The following is a 19055-nucleotide window of genomic DNA, read 5'->3' on the forward strand; positions in this document are numbered from 1 at the left end:
CTGGGGAAGCGGCTCTTCACCCGGGGAGCGATTCCGCTGTTCGACGGCTGGTCGGCCACACCATAGGCGGGGGCCACGGAACGCGCGGGCAACGGAGGGTGACGAACGCGCGGACTTCCGGCGACATCGGCGGTGCGGCCGGGGTCACAGGTTTCCGAGGGAACATGTTCATCCGGACGCAATGCTCTATCAAGGCATTTGATGATCTTTTCTGGCTCAATACGGACGTCCACCGCACTCCCTCGGTGGAATGTGATTCCTCCCCCGGAAATGAGCTCATGATGGGCGAAGTCAACATGCCCCGGCCCACCGGATCCCGGCGAACGAAGCTGACCGCGGCGGGCGCGGGCGTGCTGCTCCTCGGCGGCCTGGCGTTCGGCCCGGTGGCTTTCGGCGCGGCCGCGCCGCCGAAATATCCCGCCGCCGACATCCACAAGCCCTCCCCCGTGCCCGACCGTGTCATCCTGACCCCGACCACCACCCCGTCGTCCAGCCAGAAGGTCACCTGGCGGGCCGTGGCCGACGCCGAGTCGGCGCAGGCGGAGATCCTTGAGGCCCCGCGCGCGCTCGGCGAGGTCGCGCCGGCCGCGGGCGCGGTCGTCAACGTCAAGGCTTCCGTCAGCACCCCGGTCAACACCACCCTGGGGTACGCCTCCACCTACCACACGGTGGAGTTCACCGGCCTGAAGCCGAACACCCGGTACACCTACCGGGTCGGCGACGGCACCAACTGGGCCGAGTGGAGCGACTTCACGACCGCGGCGGCCGACCTGCAGCCGTTCTCGTTCATCTACTACGGCGACGCGCAGAACTACATCGACTCGGCGGTGCCGCGAGTCTTCCGCCAGGCGTTCGCCGACCGCCCGCGGGCCAAGGTGATCGTCAACGCCGGCGACCTCATCGACTCCGCGAACAGCGAGGAGCAGTGGGGCCAGTGGTACAAGGCCGCCGGCTTCATCGACAGCCAGGTCAACAACATCTCGATCCCCGGAAACCACGAGTACAGCGGCGGGCTGTCCACCTTCTGGCGGCCGCAGTTCCCCTATCCGGACAACGGGCCGGGTAACCCGGAGCTGAAGCAGACCGCCTACACGGTGGACTACCAGGGCGTGCGCTTCATCGGCCTGGACTCCAACGTGCAGGGCACCCCGGCCCTGATGGCCGCGCAGACCACCTGGCTGGAGGGCCTGCTCAAGGACAACCCGAACAAGTGGACGGTGGTGACCTTCCACCACCCCGTCTACTCCACCACCGGCACCCGCAACAACCCCGTCGTACGCGCCCAGTGGGGCCCGCTGTTCGAGAAGTACGGCGTGGACCTGGTCCTGCAGGGCCACGACCACTCCTACGGCCGGGGCAACGTGGCGACCGCCCGCAAGTCGGTCACGGTCAACAACGGCGTCGCCTACGTCGTGTCCGTCTCCGGCGGCAAGATGTACGAGCTCAACAACGGCGAGAACTGGACCGGCAACGGCGCCGAGGTCGTCAGCCGGAGCGAGAACACCCAGCTCTACCAGCTGATCGACGTCGAGGCCGACCATCTCACCTTCGAGGCCCGCTACGCCAACGGCGAGCACCACGACGGCTTCGTCATCCGCAAGAACAGGGCGGGCGAGCGCACGGTCAACGAGGTCCGCACCCCGGAGAACACCGTCGGCGAGCAGGTCACCGTCGACAGGACCACCGTCGGGACGCGTGATGAGCTCAAGGTCTCCGCGTACGGCTACGACCCGGGCGAGCGCGTGTCCGTCTTCCTGAAGAAGGCCGACGAGCGCGACAAGGGACACGGGCACGACAGGGACGACTCGATCGGCGTACGGACCGCCGACGAGCTGGGCCGCCTGACCTACACCTTCAGGCTGCCGAGCAAGGTGAAGAAGGGCAGCACCTACGTGGTGTACCTGGACAGCGCCAACCAGAAGATCACCAGTCCGGTCATCACGGTCACCAGGTAGTGACCTCTCCGGGCGCGGGGCGGCCGTACCGGCGGCCCCGCGCCCGGAGGTACCGGCGCCACGCCGGGGTCATGCCGTGGCCCCGGCGTGGCGCCTGGGTCATGCCGTGACCGTGCCGTGGCCGTGCTTCGGCCGTGCTTCGGCCGTGCCGGAGTCGTACCGACGTCATGCCGCAGTCATTCCGGAGTCGCGCCGAAGTCGCGCCGGACAGGAGATCCGTTGAGAATCCACACCCGTGTGCTGGCGGGCGCGCTGCTCGTCTGCGCCCTGGGCGGCTGGGCCGCACCGGCCGCCGCCCACCCCTTCGGGCCGCCGTCCACCGCGCGGATCGGGGCCGACGGCTCGCGCGTGACCATCTCGTGGTTCGCGGCCGAGGACGACTGGGTCGCCCTCGGCCAGTCGGTCGGGGCGTTCGAGGACCCGTCCACCGGTACCGTGTCGACGGAGCTGACCGGTGAGCAGAAACTGGAGCGGTCACCGGCCGTGCGGGACTACCTGCTGGACCGGATCACGGTCGCCCAGGGCGGCCAGCGGTGTTCGAGCCGGCTGGAGGAGCTCCGGGCGCTGATCACCGAGGGCGCCCGGTTCGTCTTCGACTGCCGGGGCCCGGTCACGCAGGTGGACGTCACCGTCGCCGCCCTGACCGACCTCAACGAGGCGTACCGGACGATGCTCGTCGCCGAGACCCCCGCGACCCCCGGGCAGACGCTTCTCACCGGGGCCGAGAGCACCCGGCGCCTGACCTTCTCCGGCGCGGGCGGGGGTGGCATGCCCGCGGGGACGACGACCGTCGTCGTCTCCGCCGCCGTACTGCTGGCCGGAGCGGGGGTGTCCACCGCGTTGTGGAGACGGCGCGGGACGGGCGGGCGGGCGTGACGGAGTTCGGCGGCTTCGAGAGCCGGTTCGTCGCGCTCTTCGACAACAGGGGCGTCTTCTGGGCGATCCTCACCGTCGCGCTCGTCGCCGGAGCCCTGCACGCGGTCGCCCCCGGCCACGGCAAGAGCGTCACGGCGGCCTACCTGGTCGGCACCCGGGGCGGCTACCGCGACGCGCTGCGCCTGGGGGTCATCGTGGCGCTGATGCACACCTTCTCGGTGCTGGTGCTGGCGTTCGCCTGGGTGGGACTGAGCGGCGCCGCGAGTTTCGGCACGAAGAACGTCACCGCCTGGATGCAGGTCGCGGCCGGACTGATCACGATCGGCGTCGGCGCCCATCTCACCTACCGCCACCTGCGGGGATGGAACCGGCACCGGCTGCAGACCCACCACGGCCATGGACACGGGCACGGGCACGGGCACGGGCATGGGCATCAGGTCGAGGACGGGACAGACCCCTGGTCACGCCGGGGCCTCCTCGCGCTCGCCCTCTCCGGCGGGTTGCTGCCCTCGCCGTCGGCCTTCGTCGTCCTGATGAGCGGGCTGCTCACCGGCCGGGCCTTCGACGCCGTCGTGCTCGTCGCCGCCTTCGGCCTGGGGATGGCCCTCACCCTGACCGGCGTGGGCGTCGTGACGATCCGGGGGTACGCGCTGCTGGCCCGGGGAACCCGCCGGTGGTCACCGGCCTCCACCGCGCTGGCCTGGGCTCCGGCCGCCGCCGGAGTCGCGGTCTCCTTGGCCGGCGGCCTCTATCTCGCCGTGGCGATAAGCGTCTTGACCGGCTGATCGTCTGACATCCTCCCCCGCGTGAACGGCGGCATCGGACCGCCGGCCCGATGCCACCCGAGACGGGAAAACGTGACGTCCACCCGTCGGTTCGTCCCCGTGGCGTGGCCCCGAACCTCGGGAGGGCCGGAAGGGGCGGCCCCCGGCCGACACTCGCGTGCCGCGGTCGGCACTCCGCCCGGCGCGTCCCACCTCCGTCCCAGTACGGGACGGTCTTCGCACGTCAACAGCATGATCATTTCCCATCGTCCCAACCCTCCCACCGCGATTGCGAGACGAGTTCGCGCGTTGCCACGCTGACTGACGCTGATCCACTTTGTCGACCGCGATCACGCGGTTTCCCACCGTCCACACATGGAGCGACATGAGTCTGAGCGTCCGTCCGATCGTCCGCAATCTCCTGCTGGTACTGGCGCTGGTCACGTCGCTGATGACCTTCCAGGCGACCGCCGGGGTCTCGAGCGCCCACGCCAGCGACTGCGAGCGGGTCCCGCCGGTCGCCGGGGCCGTGTACTGCGGGGTCGTCCACAACAAGACCCCTTATAAGCTGGTGGCGGCCTCCTACGACCTCAAGGGCGGCAACTGCAACGGCACCGACTGCGGCGCATGCGCCGTCCCGGCGGGTTCCAACTCCACGGCCGCCTGCGGGCGGCTGTTCAAGGACACCGACGCCGTGACCTTCCCGTCCCGGGCCTGGTACTTCAAGGGCGTCAGGAAGTCCGCCAACCAGTACGCCAAGATCGACAGCATGACGGTGCTCGACTGCCGCGGGTCCGGCACCCCCCAGTGCACCGAGAAATCGTGAAGGTCCCGCACGAACGGCCACCGGCGGCCGTCGGCACGTGGTGATCGATCAGAGGTCACAGGCGCGCGACCGGAGGGGCGTCAACAACGGGAGGCTCCCCACAGCCATCTGGGTGAAAGATGCCTGAAAGGGAAGATTCATACGGGGTATGACAGCACGGACGAAACGCGTTAACCCCGTGCACGTAGGCTGTCCCGGGCCCATAGGGGCGCCGTACACATGGGGGAAGACAGTGATTCCGTTACCAGCCGACACCGGCATGCCGTCGCGAGCACTCCTGCCGGGAGGGACCGCACCGCAGGCCAGGACGTTGCTGGACATCCTCGACCAGACCACGCGACGTCATCCCCACGCACTCGCCCTGGACGACGGGCGGACCCGTCTCGACTACACCGAACTGCGGGCCGAGGCGGGCCGGATGGCCCTGGAGCTGCGGGCGGCCGGGGTCGGGCGCGGCGACCGGGTCGGGGTGCGGATCCCGTCTGGCACCGTCGGCCTGTACATCGCGATCGTCGCCGTGCTCACCGCCGGGGCCGCCTACGTCCCGGTGGACGCCGACGACCCCGAGGAGCGGGCTGACCTGGTCTTCGGCGAGGCCCGCGTCCGCGCCGTCATCGGCGACGGCGGGAAGATCGCTCCCTACGGGGACCCGTACGAGCACCTGGTCGCCCCCTCTTCCGGCGACGACGCGGCACGCGGGACCGGCCACGGCAAGCACACCGGCGGGCACGGTGGTGAGCACGGCGTCGAATGTGAGATTCGCCACCCCGACGGCCACACCGGTACCCCGGACTCCGGCTCCGAGCGCCCCTCCTCGGGGCCCAGGCTCACCGGCGGGTCGGAACTCGACTACGCGGCGGAGCTGCACGGCGCGGGCCCCTACGACGGGCGTCGGCACGACATCGGAGGCGCCCCCGGAAACACCGCCGCGCCGCTCTTCCCCGCGGCCCGCGCCAAGGACCCGGTCACGGAGCGTGACAGGGGCGCGGTGACGAGCCACGGCAAGGACCCGGTGACGGGCAGGGACAGGGAGCGGGACCGGAGCCGGGGCAGCGGCCGGCCGGGGCCCGAGGACGACGCGTGGATCATCTTCACCTCCGGGTCAACCGGCAGACCCAAGGGCGTGGCGGTGACCCACCGCAACGCGGCGGCGTTCGTGGACGCCGAGGCGCGGCTGTTTCTCACCGGGGAACCCATCGGGCCCGGTGACCGGGTGCTGGCGGGGCTGTCGGTGGCGTTCGACGCCTCCTGCGAGGAGATGTGGCTGGCCTGGCGGTACGGCGGCTGCCTGGTGGCGGCGCCGCGCGCGCTGGTGCGCACCGGCATGGACCTGGGGCCGTGGCTGCTGGACATGGGCATCACGGTGGTCTCGACCGTACCGACCCTCGCGGCGCTCTGGCCCGTCGAGACGCTCGACGACGTACGGCTGCTGATCTTCGGCGGTGAGGCGTGCCCGCCGGAGCTCGCCGAGCGGCTGGCCGTGCCGGGACGCGAGGTGTGGAACACCTACGGCCCGACCGAGGCGACGGTGGTGGCGTGCGCGGCGCCGCTGACCGGGGAGGGCCCGGTGCGGATCGGGCTGCCGCTGGCGGGCTGGGACCTGGCCGTCGTCGGCAAGGACGGCGAGCCGGTGGCCATGGGCGAGACCGGCGAGCTGGTCATCGGCGGGGTCGGGCTCGCCAGATACCTGGACCCGGCCAAGGACGCGGAGAAGTACGCGCCGCTCGCGTCGCTCGGCTGGGAGCGCGCCTACCGCAGCGGCGACCTGGTGAGGGCCGAGTCCGAGGGACTGATCTTCGTCGGGCGGGCCGACGAGCAGATCAAGCTCGGCGGGCGCAGGATCGAGCTGGGCGAGGTGGACGCGGCGCTGCAGGCGCTGCCCGGGGTCGCCGGGGCGGCCTCGGCGGTCCGCACGACCGGCGGCGGGCACCAGCTGCTCGTCGGCTACGTCGTGCCCGGCGAGGGGTTCGACCAGGAGGACGCCAGAGACCGCCTCCGACACTCCCTGCCCGCCGCGCTGGTCCCAAGGATCGCCCTGGTGGACGAGCTTCCGACGCGCACCTCCGGGAAGATCGACAGGGACGCCCTGCCCTGGCCGCTGCCCAAGAGGACGGGCACGCCCGACGCCGGGGTGCCGGACGTCGACCCGTGGGTGGCCGAGTGCTGGATGGACATCCTGGGCGGCGTCGACGGCGACTTCTTCGCCGAGGGCGGAACCAGCCTCGCGGCGGCGCGGCTGGTCTCCACGCTGCGCACCCGCTACCCGGCGGTCACCGTCGGCGACGTCTACGACAATCCGACGCTGCCCCAGCTGGGCAGGCACCTGTCGGCGCTCGACGCGCCGGAGATCGTGACCACCGACCGGATCGTCACGCCGATGCCGCGCCGCGCCGCGATCGCGCAGGCCGCGCTCACCGTGCCGCTGCTCAGCGTCGGCGCGCTGCGCTGGGTGGTGGCGCTGGCCGCGCTGAACAACCTGGTGGGCCTGCCCTGGGCCCCGGTCGTCTCGTGGTGGTGGGTGCTCGTGGGCGCGCTGCTGTTCGTCAGCCCCGCGGGGCGGATCGCGCTGGCCGCAGGCGGCGCCCGGCTGCTGCTGCGCGACCTCAGGCCCGGCACGTACCCCCGGGGCGGCGGCACGCACCTGCGGCTGTGGTTCGCCGAGCAGCTCTCCGAGCGGCTCGGCGTGGGCGAGGTGTCCACCGCCCCGTGGCTCACCCACTACGCGCGGGCGCTCGGCGCCCAGGTCGGCGACGACGCGGACCTGCACTCGATGCCGCCGATCACCGGGATGCTCAAGCTGGGCAGGTACGCGGCCGTCGAGCCCGAGGCCGACCTGAACGGCTACTGGATCGACGGCGACCAGGTGCACGTCGGCGAGATCAAGATCGGCGCCTCCGCCACGGTCGGCGCCCGTACCACCCTGTTCCCCGGCACGAAGATCGGCAAGAACGCCCAGGTCGCGCCCGGTTCCGCGGTGGCGAGCTCGGTGCCCTCCGGGGAGCGCTGGGCGGGCGTGCCCGCGAGCCGGATGGGCAAGGCCCGGCCGCCGGCCGCCGACCGCCCGCCGCGCTCGTGGCACTGGGCGACGGTCTACGGGCTGTCCGCGCTGGTGCTGAGCGCCTTCCCGGTGATCGCCGCGCTGCCCGGCCTCGCCGTCCTGCTGCGCGACGGCGCGCCCTCCCTGGCCTCCGTCCTGTACGGGGTGCCACTGGCCACCGTCGTGTCGGTGGCCACCCTCGCCCTGCTGACCGTGGTCTCGGTGCGGCTGCTGTCGGCCGGCCTGCACGCCGGGCAGCACCCGGTGCACAGCCGCCAGGCCTGGCAGGCGTGGGCGACGGGCCTGCTGATGTCGATGGCGCGGGTCTGGCTGTTCCCGCTGTACGCGAGCATGGTCACCCCCGCCTGGCTGCGCGCCCTGGGCATGAAGGTCGGCCGGGACGTGGAGCTGTCGACGGTGCTGGCGCTGCCGTCGATGACCTCGGTCGGTGACGGCGCCTTCCTCGCCGACGACACGATGGTCGCGCCGTACGAGCTGGAGGGCGGGCGGCTGCGGGTGGACCACGTGCGGATCGGCAAGCGCGCGTTCCTCGGCAACTCGGGAATGACCGCGCCGGGACGCAAGGTGCCCAAGGACGGGCTGGTCGCGGTGCTGTCGGCGGCGCCGAAGAAGGCGAAGGCGGGCTCGTCGTACCTGGGGATGCCCCCGGTGGAGCTGCGCAGGGCCGCGGAGGAGGGCGACCGGAGCCGCACCTACGACCCGCCGCCGAGGCTGAGGTTCGCCCGCGCCGCGGTCGAGGTGTGCCGCGTGGTGCCGGTGATGTGCACGGTCGCCGTGGCCGTGCTCGTCGCGGCGGCCGTGGAGTGGCTGGCGGGGGCGTACGGCTTCGCGGCGGCGGCGGTCCTGTCGGGTGTGGCGGTGCTGGGCGGCGGGGTGCTCGCCGCGGCGACGGCGACCGTGGCCAAGTGGGTCCTGGTGGGCCGGATCTCGGTGGGCGACCGGCCGCTGTGGAGCTCGTTCGTGTGGCGCAACGAGCTGGCCGACACCTTCGTGGAGGTGCTGGCCGCGCCCTGGTTCGCCCAGCGCTGGCTGGGGACGGCGCCGCTGAACCTGTGGCTGCGATCCCTGGGGGCGCGGGTGGGCAGGGGCGTGTGGTGCGAGACCTACTGGCTGCCCGAGGTCGACCTGGTCAGCCTGGGAGACGGGGTGTCGGTGAACCGGGGATGCGTGTTGCAGACACACCTGTTCCACGACCGCGTGATGAGCATCGATACTGTCGTCATGCGGGACGGATCCACACTCGGACCCCACGGGGTGGTCCTGCCCGCGGCGACGATCGGGGAGAACACCACGGTCGGACCGGCGTCCCTGGTGATGCGCGGCGAGTCCGTGCCCGCCGGGACCCGCTGGTTCGGCAACCCGATCGCAGCGTGGGCCCGGCGAAGATAGCGCGCGAAGAACAGAGGAAGCCGGTGTGGCTCTGAGCACGACCTCCATCCCTCAGCTGTATTTCCCCATGCACGGCGACGACGGCTACCGGGTGGAGCACTACGACCTGACCCTCGACTACCGGGTGGGCCCCAACCGCCTGGGCGGGGTGGCCCGGATCTCCGCGGTGGCGCTGCGGCAGCTCACCCGGGTCGCCTTCGATCTCGGCGCCCTCCGGGTGAGCGGCGTGCTGGTCGACGGCGCGCCGGTGCGCTTCACCCACCGCGGGGGCAAGCTGCACCTGTCGCCCGCCGGGCTGCGGCCGGGCCGGTTCACCGTCGAGATCCGCTACGCGGGCACCCCCCAGCCGGTGAGCAGCCACTGGGGCGGGCTCGGCTGGGAGCAGCTCACCGACGGCGTCATCGTGGCCAGCCAGCCGATCGGGGCGCCCTCGTGGTTCCCGTGCAACGACCGGCCCGACGACAAGGCCACCTACCGGATCTCGGTCACCACCGCCTCCGCGTACCAGGTGGTCGCCAACGGGGAGCTGGTCTCGAAGCGGCGGGCGGCCTCGACGACCACGTGGGTGTACGAGCAGGCCGAGCCGATGGCCTCCTACCTGGCGAGCGTGCAGATCGGCCGCTACCAGCAGGCCGAACTCGGCCCGGGGATGCGGCTGTTCTTCCCCGTCAGGTACGCCTCGCGGGTGCGCCACGACTTCGAGCGCCAGGGCCGGATGATGGAGGTCTTCCGCGAGCGGTTCGGCCCCTACCCGTTCGGCTCCTACACCGCGGTGGTCGTGGACGACGAGCTGGAGATCCCGGTCGAGGCGCAGGGCATGTCGATCTTCGGGGTGAACCACGTCGACGGCAGGCGGGGCGAGGAGCGGCTGGTGGCCCACGAGCTGGCCCACCAGTGGTTCGGCAACAGCCTGACGGTGGCCGACTGGAGCGGCATCTGGCTGCACGAGGGGTTCGCCTCGTACGCGGAGTGGATCTGGTCGGAGAGTTCCGGCGGCCTGTCATCCGATGACCACGCGCAGCGCTGGCACCGGCGCCTCTCCTCGCTCCCCCAGGACTTCGTGCTGGCCGACCCCGGCCCCCGGCGGCTGTTCGACGACCGCGTCTACCGGCGCGGCGCGCTCACCCTGCACGCGCTCCGGCGCACCATCGGCGACGAGTCCTTCTTCGCCCTGCTCAGGGAGTGGACGGCCGGGCACCGCCACGGAACCGTCACCACCGGCGCCTTCACCGCGCTGGCCACGCGCCGCACGACGCTGCCGCTGGACAAACTGTTCGCCGGCTGGCTGCACGACCGCCGCCTGCCCGCCCTCCCCTAGCCCTCATACATCGGATGACTGCTATAACGGTCTACAACTTCGTGGAGGTACGGCATGCGCGTCGCGTTGCACACCCGGGTCAAGCCGGGCAGGGAGTCCGAGTACGACCAGGCACACCGGGAGGTGCCCGCCGAGCTGGCCGAGGCCATCAGGAGGGGCGGCGCGCACGAGTGGACGATCTGGCGCAGCGGCCAGGACCTGTTCCACGTGATCGACTGCGACGACTACGAGGCACTGCTGTCGTCGCTGGCGGACCTGCCGGTGAACATCACCTGGCAGGCCCGGATGGCCGAGCTGCTGGAGGTCGTGCACGACTACTCCGGGGAGGGCGCCGGCAAGGGCCTTCCCGCGGTGTGGCGGCTGCCCTGACGCCTTTCCGGAAACCACGCCGGAAGACCTGAGGCACCTCGGGAAGGCCCGGCGCCCTCCGGAGAAGAGGGCGGTCTCCGGATCCCGGGCCAGGTGGGCGGCCAGGAGCGGGCGGGCCGCCGGTGGCAGGCGGATCGGCTCTGGTGAGGGTGCCCAGCAGGCGGCCAGGTGCTCGCGGGCGATCGGCGGCAGCGGGACGGTGCGGTTGGAAACCGGTCGCTGATCAAGGCTCCGACCCGTCCGTTACCCTTCTACCGGGTCACCCGGTACGTCAGGTGGGCGACGAGGCTGGTGCCCGCAGGGTCACCGATGGGTTCGAGAGTGATGTTCCCGAGGTTGTCGAGCAGCCGCTCGCCTCTGCCGAGGATCACGGGCGCAACGTGCAGGCGCAGTTCGTCGATGATCCCTGCCGCCAGATACTGGTTCACCGTCTCGGCACCGCCGGCGACGGCGACGTCGCGGTCGCCGGCGGCCTCGCGCGCCTGGGCCATCGCCGCCTCGATCCCGTCGGTGACGAAGACGAACGTCGTGCCACCCTTCATCGTCAACGGCTCGCGCGGGTGATGGGTGAGGACGAAGACCGGCCCGTGGTACGGCGGCTCCTCACCCCACCAGCCGCTCCAGTCCAGATCCCAGGCGCCGCGGCCGGGGCCGAACATGTTGCGGCCCATGATGAAGGCCCCGGCCGCGGTAATACCCTCGATCACCGCGGTGTGCCGCTCGGGCTCCTCGAACATCCACCGATGTAGGCACTCCTCCGCGCCCTCACCGAGCGGGTTGGCCAAGCTCTGGTTCGGTCCTGCCACGAAGCCGTCGAGGGACATCGCTATGTCACACGTGACCTTGCTCATCTCGCTGCCTCCCGCGTTCCGGCGCCCGTCTGGCACCTTCACCAAGGAGTCGGAGTCAGCCGTCGTTCCTCTACATGCCGGCCGGAATCTTTTTCAAGATGGTGGTGCACGGCGGCCAAAGCGTGCTGCGCGGCCGCCGCGACGTCGACGGCGGGATGGAGCGCCGACGTCATTACTCGGTGACACGCCGACGACGAAGGAGTTGGCGTGGCGTCGATCGCCGCCGGCCACGGCGAGCACCGAAGTGGCGATCGCGGACGGTTCCAAAAAACGCACCAGCGCCGTGGTCTTGGCCGATGGCACCGATAGCCCCCTGTGTGAGAGGTACCCCGGTGGTGATCTACCTGTGGGAGCTCATATTCCCTGGAGTAATCCGCCCGGTAAGCTCATGTGCCGGCCGGAAGGCTCCCGGGCGTACGACATCGGCAGGGCACCATCCTCGGCGAGCTCGTCGCCGGTGCGCTCGCCCGTACCGGCCTCCTGCGAATCCTCAGTCGCCGGGCGATGCCCGTCCCTCGCCGGCGGATGATGAGCGATCGTCGAAGGCGAGTTCGCCACCAAGCTGACTGTACAGCTCCAGCTGGTCGTAGTAGATCCGATAAGCGATGATCTTGTCGTTGCCGACGGAGCAGGTGCTGGTGCCGCGAACGGCGACAGGACGGCCCGTTCCGTCCAGCACACCTCCGCCGGGCAGCATGAAGGGCCCGTCATGCGTGCCGGTGAGCAACCATTCGATCACCGCGGGATCGGCGCAGAACACCGTGTGCCAGACCGTCATGCGCAGGTCCGGAAACCCTTTGAAGATCTCCTCGTAGAACGAGGCGATCTGATCGTGTCCTTCCGCGACGCCCTCCGGGGTCACCAGGACCCCGTCCCGGCTGTGGCACTGAAGAACACGATCCAGATCGTGGGCGTTGAAGGCCTCCAGCAGCTTGTCCTTGAGCGCGCGGGCGTCGCCCATGGTCATCACCCCTTCGGTAGGGACCCTTCCGGCGACGGACACGCCGTCACGGTGACCAGCCCCGAGCGAAGGCCGGCCGCCGTGATGGCGTGCGCACTCGCGGCGGTGGTCCGGGCGCCGCTTGTCAGCTGAGCTCGCCGGGATGGATGACGACCTTGGTCCAGCCGAGATCCCTCCGGTCGAAGTGCTCGTAGCCGTCCGGTGCCTCGTCCAGGTCCAGTTCGTGCGAGACGACCCAGGACGGCCGGGCCTTTCCTTCGTGGATGAGCGTGCGGAGCTGCCGGTTGTAGCGCTTCACGTTGCACTGGCCGTTGCCGATCATCTGGCCCTTGAACCAGAACATCCCGTAGTCGAAGGCGATCTCGCCCTGCTTGAAGAGATCGTCCGGGCTGCCGGGGTCCGACGGGATGAAGACGCCGACGACGCCGATGGTCCCGGTGAACTTGACCGATTTGACGAGGTTGTTGAGCGTCATGTTGGGGTGCTCGTGTCCCTGTGGGTCGTGTGCCTGGTAGCCCACGCACTCGCAGCCCCGGTCGGCGCCCAGGCCCTTGGTGAGCTCCATGACCTGATCGACCGGTGGCGACTGGGAGTCGTCGATCGCGATCGCGCCGATCTCCTCGGCTTTGGCGAGCCGGTCGGGGTGGCGGTCGACGACCATCACCTTGCTCGCGCTCTTGAGCGTGGCGGAGTAGGCGGCCATCAGCCCGACGGGCCCCGCCCCGTAGATCACGACCGAGTCGCCCGCCTCCACCTGGGCGAGTTGAGTCGCGTGCCAGCCGGTCGGCCAGATGTCGGCGAGCATCACGTAGTCGTTCTGCTTCTCCTTCGCATCGTCCGGGAGGATGAGGCAGTTGAAGTCGCCGTAAGGCACGCGCAACAACTCGGCCTGGCCGCCGTTGTAGGGTCCCATGTCCGCGAAGCCGTAGGCCGCCCCGGCCATGCCCGGCTCGGGATTGGTGGTGAGGCAGTAGGCCGTCAGGCCCTTTTCGCAGTTCGCGCAGAAGCCGCACGAGATGTTGAACGGGATGCAGACCACGTCGCCGACGCGGACGTGGTCGACGGCCGATCCGACCTCGACCACTTCGCCGAGGTTCTCGTGACCGAGGACGCGGCCCGTCTCGAAGTCGGTCCGGCCTTCGTACATGTGCAGGTCCGACCCGCAGATGTTGGTCGTGGTGATGCGAACCAGGACATCGGTGGGCCGCTCTATGTGCGCGTCCGGGACTTCCTCGACGTTGACCTGTCGGGGTCCGTTGTACACGATCGCTTTCATGATTTCCTCGCATGCGGTTGATTGCGAAGGATCGCCTTACCCGTCGACGACGGGGCGAGAGGTTCTACGCCGTACAGCAGGTCAACGGTTCGTTCCTCCTTCCTTGCTCACCGCGACCGCACCCCCTGGGAGGGCTCGGCGCCGGATTCATCGGGCGTCCGGGGCGGGCCGGCCGTCCCGGCCGCCTCAGAGCAGCAGGTCGAAGACACGTGTCGTGCGCTCCCACTGCTCGGTCGCGGGGTTCTTCACCTCCGGATCCACGATCTTGAAAGCCTGAGCCAGTGCCACTGACAGGCCGCCGACGATCTCGGGCAGGCGTCCGACGGTCTCCTCGCCGACCGACAGGTCGAGCGGAGGCAGCGCGGCGAGCTGCTCCAGGATGGGTTTCAGCTCGATGTCCTCGTCGAGGAGGCGGAACCGGTGGATGCTCTCCTGGAGGCCCTTGGTGACGGGTAAATCCCAGGGTTCGATGATGTCGCGACGGTTCGCCTTGGCGTGGGCCTGGCCGATCACCAGAAGGTCGTAGAGCTTGTCGTTCACGAAGTCGCCGTAGCGCCGCAGGTCGTCCTTGTCGACATCGACACCTGCGGCGCTGCGGAAGAAGCGTTCGAATCTCGACACCGCCATGACAGCCATGGAGGTCTCCTTCCTTCCGGCCCGGAGTCACTCTCCGGCCCGGAGGTAGTCGTGGATCAGCCGTACGGCCATGGCGCCTTCACCGACCGCCGCGGCCACCCGCTTGACCGACCCGCTCCGCACGTCCCCGGCCGCGAACACGCCCGCCCTGCTCGTCTCCAGCGGAAACGGCCGGCCGGCGGAGCCGGGCGTGCCTTCCTTGCCGGACCGGGTGGCGTCCGCGCCCGTCAGGATGTAGCCCCGCGGGTCGAGCGCGATCTCGTCAGCCAGCCAGGCGGTGTACGGCTTCGCGCCGATGAAGATGAACATCGCGCGGGCCTCGATCGTGGAACGCTCGCCGGTGACGTTGTTCTCGGCGATGACCGCGGCGAGCCTCTCTTCTCCCATCAGTTCCCGGACCTCGGTGTTCAGCATGATCTGGATCCGGGAGTGCCGTTCGATCTCGACGGCCAGGTAGCGGGACATGTTCGCAGACAGCGCGTCCTCGCGCACGAGCAGCCGGACGCGGGCGGCGTGCCGGGCCAGGAAGAGGGCGGCCTGGCCGGCCGAGTTGCCTCCGCCCACGACGACGATCGGATCTTGCTCGCACATCTGGGCTTCGAACATGGTCGCCGCGTAGTAGACGCTCGTGGGCTCGAACCTTTCCAGGTTCCCGACATCGAGCCTCCGGTAGCGGACGCCGGTCGCGACGATCAGGGTGCGCGCGTGGATCGTGCCGCCCTCCCCTACGGTGACGATGTGATCGCCCGCGTCCAGGTGCAGTCCGCACGCCTGTGCGGGGACGCGGAAACCCGCGCCGAACTTGCCGGCCTGGATCGCCGCCCGCTCCGCCAGTTCGCCGCCGGAGATCCCGGACGGGAAGCCGAGGTAGTTCTCGATCCGCGAGGAGGTACCCGCCTGGCCGCCCGTCGCGACATCGTCCAAGACCATCGTCGCGAGGCCCTCCGACGCCCCGTAGACCGCCGCCGCCAGCCCCGCCGGCCCGGCCCCGATGATGAGCAGGTCGCATCGGCTCTCCTGCACCTGTGGTGCGAGGAGTCCGACCGCCCGGGCCAGCTCCGCGTTGCTCGGGTTGCGAAGCACCCTCTCGCCACGCCAGATCACGACCGGGGTCTCCTGCGGGGTGAGGCCCATGCTCCGCAGGAACCGCTCCGCCTCCTGGTCCTGCTCCAGGTCGATCCACCGGTGCGGCAGCCGGTTGCGTGCCGCGAACTCCCGCAGCCGCCGGGAGTCGGCCGAAAAACGGGAGCCGATGATGCGAAAGCCCGCCCCCAGTCCGATGAGCATCGTGCGGCGGATGAGGTAGGCCCGCAGGATGAGGTCGCCCAGTGCCGAATCCCCGGCGACCAGGCGGCGCAGCGCGTCCGCCGGCACGGCGAGAACCTCGCCGTCCTCGGCCACCACGCCGGTGACGAAGCCCACCTGGCCGGTGAGCACGTTGAGCTCTCCCAGGAACCGGCCTGCCCCGTGGACGCCGATCACCTGGTCGTCCGCTCCGAATCCCTCGACCGTCGCCACCTTGCCGGCCAGGATCGCGAAGAACTCGGTGCACGGAAGGCCCTCCGCGTACAGGACCTCGTCCTGGCGGACGCGGCGCCGCTCACCGTGCGGAGCCAGCGCCTGGAGCCGCGCGTCGCTCAGCCGCGGGTAGGCCCCCTGCGGGTCCGGCGTCTCGCGGAGCTCAGGCGGCCAGCGCATCGTCTATCCATTCGCGGAGGGCGGGAGCCGGCGCCGCGCCCGACCGCCGGGTGACGACCCGGCCCTGATCGATCACGACAAGCGTCGGGATGGCCTGTACGGTGAAGCGTTCCGAGAGCCGGGGCGCTTCGTCCACGTTCACCTTCACCAGCTTCAGGCGACCGGCCAGATCGGCCGCGACCTGTTCCAGCGCCGGGCTGACCATGCGGCACGGCCCGCACCAAGGGGCCCAGAAGTCGACGACCACCGGGATCCGGGCCGCCTCGACGACCTCGCTGAAGTCGTCGTCCCCCGCCTCTGCGACCCAGGGAAGCGGCTGGTGGCATTCGCCGCACCGCGGGATCCCCGAGGCGGCACGGGGCAGCCGGTTCTTCCGTCCGCATTTCGAGCATGGGACGACGCTCGTGTCCTTGGCCTGTGACCGCATGGTCAGACCTCCGGATTCTCGTACATCACCCAGAGCGTGCCGCCGGTCATTCCGGCACGGATGACAGCGCCGTCGCTCGTAGCTGCCGGTCACGGCCGCGGGCAGCGACGTGAACGCCCTGCGCTGCATGGCGTAGCCGATCGCACCCCAGATCAGGCCGAGCATGATCGCGGAGCCCGGGACCCGCCCCGACCAGGGGCTGACGACCAGGAACGCCAGGCCGATCGGCAGACCGATCCAGACACCGGTGCTCGCGCCGGTGAGCAACGCCCGGCCGAGCGTCCAGCGGCCCAGCACCTTCTCCTCCCACCGCAGGGCCGTCCTCACGATGGAGACATGTTCGACGCGAAGTCGTGCCGGGCGAGTGTGTCCACCGCAGGCTGGACCGCTTCGTAGGCGCGTAGGTCACCAGCACCGTCTTGTGGCTCTCGTGGATGTCTCGGGTTCTCATGGATCAAGTCCTGCTGGTTGATTGTTCCGGCTACCGAGAAGCCTCGGTCACGCGCCGTCAGCCATAGCCTGAAGATCAGCCCTCCGCTCTCTGACCCCTACCGATCCAGTCAAAGGGCTCGGATGGCCCCCCGAAACCCCCAAATATCCATTTTTGGATCAAACAGCAGAAGCCGCGGTGATTGAACCGCGCCGGGATTGCTGGAGGCCAGGAAGACCGGCTTGGCGCGCTCGGCTTCATCACCAACGTCTGCATCCTGTGGAACACCGTCTACACCGCCCGCGCCCTGGACGAGATCCGCGCCGAGGGCCGGCAGATCGCCTCAGCCGACATCGCCCGCCTCAGCCCGCCCGGCTTCGACCACCTGAACTTCCTGGGCCGCCACCACTTCTCCCTGCCCGAGACCATCCGCGACGGCCGTCTGCGGCCACTGCACGCCGTCCGCCGCCTGAACCGTGGCCGGCCACCGACGCTGGGCCCGGCGTCATCGCCGCTTCACCGAACACTCACCCGCTCGCCATCGACCCGAGCCGTAGGGGGTGTCTCACTCCGTACTCTTCCGGCGAAGGCCGGCCGAAGTGGCTCCCGAACTGAACGACATCCACGCAGCCGCAACGTGTGAAGCGGCTCCCGAACGAGCGGATATTCGGCTCTCGTCCCCGCTGATATAGCCAGGACGACCCGCGCGCGAGCCACCCTGCCGTATTCCCTGCCGGGGACACCTGGCGGAAATCACTGACATCAAATCCGTGCGAACCACTGACAGTTTCTCCGCGCACAACACCGGAAGACACATATGCACTGGTCCCATGGTGGATATTTTAGAAGATCTCCGGTCAGGCCCTGCCCTGCGGGCGGTGACGGTGGCCTCCGGGATTTATCCGGGGTGATCGGAAAATGATGTTTGGCAGGTAATGACCGGCCGGTTACCCGGGCGGCCTCGGCGGCGTAGAACTTGAACAGACGTTTCCTCCCGCCTCTTTTCCGTGACCGGGATTGAGGGCAGCCTGAAAAAGGGAGGGTCTTTCCCCATATGCCGGGACACCGTAGCGGCGGACCGCAAGCAGGAGAGGCCCACGGCGGCTGGAACGGCTTCACGGGTTCCCGCGGATCGCGAGATCTCCTGGCTGCGCAGGACGGCGACGTGCCCCGGAGCTCGTGACCGGCACCACGCACTCCGGCCGCGGTTTCCGGTGCCCGCCGCCTGCGGGCGGGCACCGCCGGTGCCCGCTCACCGTCACAGAGCAACCAGCCATACGGAGACGACATGAGCGAAGAATACGATCGCACGACCGACCGGCTTGCCCGCGCGCTGGGCTGGGCCAGTCTGGGGCTGGGCGTGGCACCGCTCGTCGCGCCGGGCGCCGTCAGTCGGTTCTGCGGCGTCGACGACTCGGCCCAGGCCCGTGGCGCGGTGGTACTGGTGGGCGTGCGGGAGATGTTCCACGCGGCGACCCTGCTGGGCAGCCGTAAACCCGTCCCCTGGGTGTGGACACGCGTTGCGGGCGACATCATGGACTTGACGACACTGAACCGGGCACTCTCCAACCGCACCGGCTGGAGGCGCAGCCGCGTCGCGACCGTCACGGCGGCGGTCGTCGGGATCACGGCCGTCGATCTGTACACCGCGATACGGGCGTGGCACTCGGAGCGAGGGCACGAGGGCCCGATGAGCCTGCACGCGGCCATCACGATCAACCGCCCTCGCCAGGAGGTGTACCGGTACTGGCACGACTTCGAGAACCTTCCCCGCTTCATGACGCACTTGGAGTCGGTGGAGATGACCGGCGACGGGCACTCGCACTGGAAGGCGAGAGGCCCCGTGAAGACCGTCGAGTGGGACGCGGAGATCGTCGACGACCGGTCCGACGAGCTGATCGCCTGGCGTTCCATGCCGGGCGCCCTGGTCGGCAACAGCGGTTCCGTGCGCTTCTCCGACGCCCCCGGCGGACGCGGCACGGAGGTGCGGGTGAACCTCGCGTACGCCCCGCCGGGCGGCAGGGCCGGCCTGGCCTTCGCCAGGCTGCTCGGCGAGCATCCCGAACAGCAGGTGCGCGACGACCTGCGCCGGTTCAAGCAGGTCGTCGAGACCGGCGAGGTGGTCCGCTCGGAAGGCAGCCCGGAGGGCACCCGCGCGCTGCGGCAGGCCATGCAGCGTCCCGCCCAGCCCGTGCCGATGTGAACCGTGACGTGAGGAGAA

Annotated in this window: 15 protein-coding genes; 9 read left to right on the forward strand and 6 right to left on the reverse strand. The window is 70.3% G+C overall.

Translation table 11 applies throughout. The annotated features are described in order from the left end of the window. Positions 1 to 278 precede the first annotated feature (278 nt). The 7 genes from OG587_RS36915 (at position 279) to OG587_RS36945 (ending at position 10555) form a co-directional block, all read left to right on the forward strand. Positions 279 to 1955, forward strand: coding sequence for a metallophosphoesterase family protein (locus tag OG587_RS36915; RefSeq protein ID WP_329083434.1), 1677 nt, complete (start codon positions 279 to 281; stop codon positions 1953 to 1955). A 219-nt stretch (positions 1956 to 2174) separates the two neighbouring features. Beyond that, positions 2175 to 2831, forward strand: a complete 657-nt coding sequence (locus OG587_RS36920; RefSeq protein WP_329083435.1) for a hypothetical protein — start codon at positions 2175 to 2177, stop codon at positions 2829 to 2831. Further along, positions 2798 to 3616 (forward strand): nickel/cobalt transporter, encoded by an 819-nt coding sequence (locus OG587_RS36925; RefSeq protein ID WP_329083436.1) that lies wholly within the window; start codon positions 2798 to 2800, stop codon positions 3614 to 3616. The genes OG587_RS36920 and OG587_RS36925 overlap by 34 nt, the downstream gene beginning before the upstream one ends. 364 nt (positions 3617 to 3980) lie before the next feature. Then, positions 3981 to 4421, forward strand: a complete 441-nt coding sequence (locus OG587_RS36930; RefSeq protein WP_329083437.1) for a hypothetical protein — start codon at positions 3981 to 3983, stop codon at positions 4419 to 4421. A gap of 232 nt (positions 4422 to 4653) precedes the next feature. Beyond that, a complete protein-coding gene (locus OG587_RS36935) occupies positions 4654 to 8868 on the forward strand; it encodes a Pls/PosA family non-ribosomal peptide synthetase (RefSeq protein ID WP_329083438.1) in 4215 nt (1404 codons plus the stop codon). Between the two features lie 25 nt (positions 8869 to 8893). Continuing rightward, entirely contained in the window at positions 8894 to 10186 is a 1293-nt protein-coding gene (locus tag OG587_RS36940; protein WP_329083439.1) for a M1 family metallopeptidase, read from the forward strand. A 54-nt stretch (positions 10187 to 10240) separates the two neighbouring features. Beyond that, on the forward strand, positions 10241 to 10555 hold the full coding sequence (locus OG587_RS36945) for an L-rhamnose mutarotase (protein WP_329083440.1): 315 nt from the start codon (positions 10241 to 10243) through the stop codon (positions 10553 to 10555). Positions 10556 to 10806: 251 nt separating this feature from the next. Here OG587_RS36945 and OG587_RS36950 read toward each other — a convergent pair whose 3' ends face one another. The 6 genes from OG587_RS36950 to trxA form a co-directional block, all read right to left on the reverse strand. Further along, complete coding sequence (locus OG587_RS36950; protein ID WP_329083441.1) at positions 10807 to 11406, reverse strand: dihydrofolate reductase family protein; 600 nt, start codon at positions 11404 to 11406, stop codon at positions 10807 to 10809. A gap of 490 nt (positions 11407 to 11896) precedes the next feature. Then, entirely contained in the window at positions 11897 to 12373 is a 477-nt protein-coding gene (locus OG587_RS36955) for an ester cyclase (protein WP_329083442.1), read from the reverse strand. 118 nt (positions 12374 to 12491) lie between these two features. Beyond that, complete coding sequence (locus tag OG587_RS36960) at positions 12492 to 13643, reverse strand: glutathione-independent formaldehyde dehydrogenase (RefSeq protein WP_329083443.1); 1152 nt, start codon at positions 13641 to 13643, stop codon at positions 12492 to 12494. A gap of 186 nt (positions 13644 to 13829) precedes the next feature. Continuing rightward, positions 13830 to 14279: a DUF1931 family protein gene (locus OG587_RS36965; protein WP_329083444.1), complete on the reverse strand. Its 450-nt coding sequence runs from the start codon at positions 14277 to 14279 to the stop codon at positions 13830 to 13832. Between the two features lie 27 nt (positions 14280 to 14306). Further along, the gene (locus OG587_RS36970) at positions 14307 to 15977 is read right to left on the reverse strand and encodes an FAD-dependent oxidoreductase (RefSeq protein WP_329083445.1); all 1671 of its coding nucleotides are present in this window, start codon (positions 15975 to 15977) and stop codon (positions 14307 to 14309) included. Beyond that, positions 15961 to 16731 (reverse strand): thioredoxin, encoded by a 771-nt coding sequence (trxA, locus tag OG587_RS36975; protein WP_329083446.1) that lies wholly within the window; start codon positions 16729 to 16731, stop codon positions 15961 to 15963. The genes OG587_RS36970 and trxA overlap by 17 nt, the downstream gene beginning before the upstream one ends. A 305-nt stretch (positions 16732 to 17036) precedes the next feature. On the opposite strand from trxA, the gene OG587_RS36980 reads away from it, so the two are divergent. Both OG587_RS36980 and OG587_RS36985 read left to right on the forward strand, forming a co-directional pair. Beyond that, positions 17037 to 17477, forward strand: coding sequence for a Tn3 family transposase (locus OG587_RS36980; RefSeq protein WP_329083447.1), 441 nt, complete (start codon positions 17037 to 17039; stop codon positions 17475 to 17477). Between the two features lie 645 nt (positions 17478 to 18122). Further along, the gene (locus OG587_RS36985) at positions 18123 to 19037 is read left to right on the forward strand and encodes an SRPBCC family protein (RefSeq protein ID WP_329083448.1); all 915 of its coding nucleotides are present in this window, start codon (positions 18123 to 18125) and stop codon (positions 19035 to 19037) included. Positions 19038 to 19055: the final 18 nt, after the last annotated feature.

It is taken from the genome of Streptosporangium sp. NBC_01469 (genome assembly GCF_036227305.1).
In the GTDB taxonomy this organism is placed as follows: Bacteria; Actinomycetota; Actinomycetes; order Streptosporangiales; family Streptosporangiaceae; genus Streptosporangium.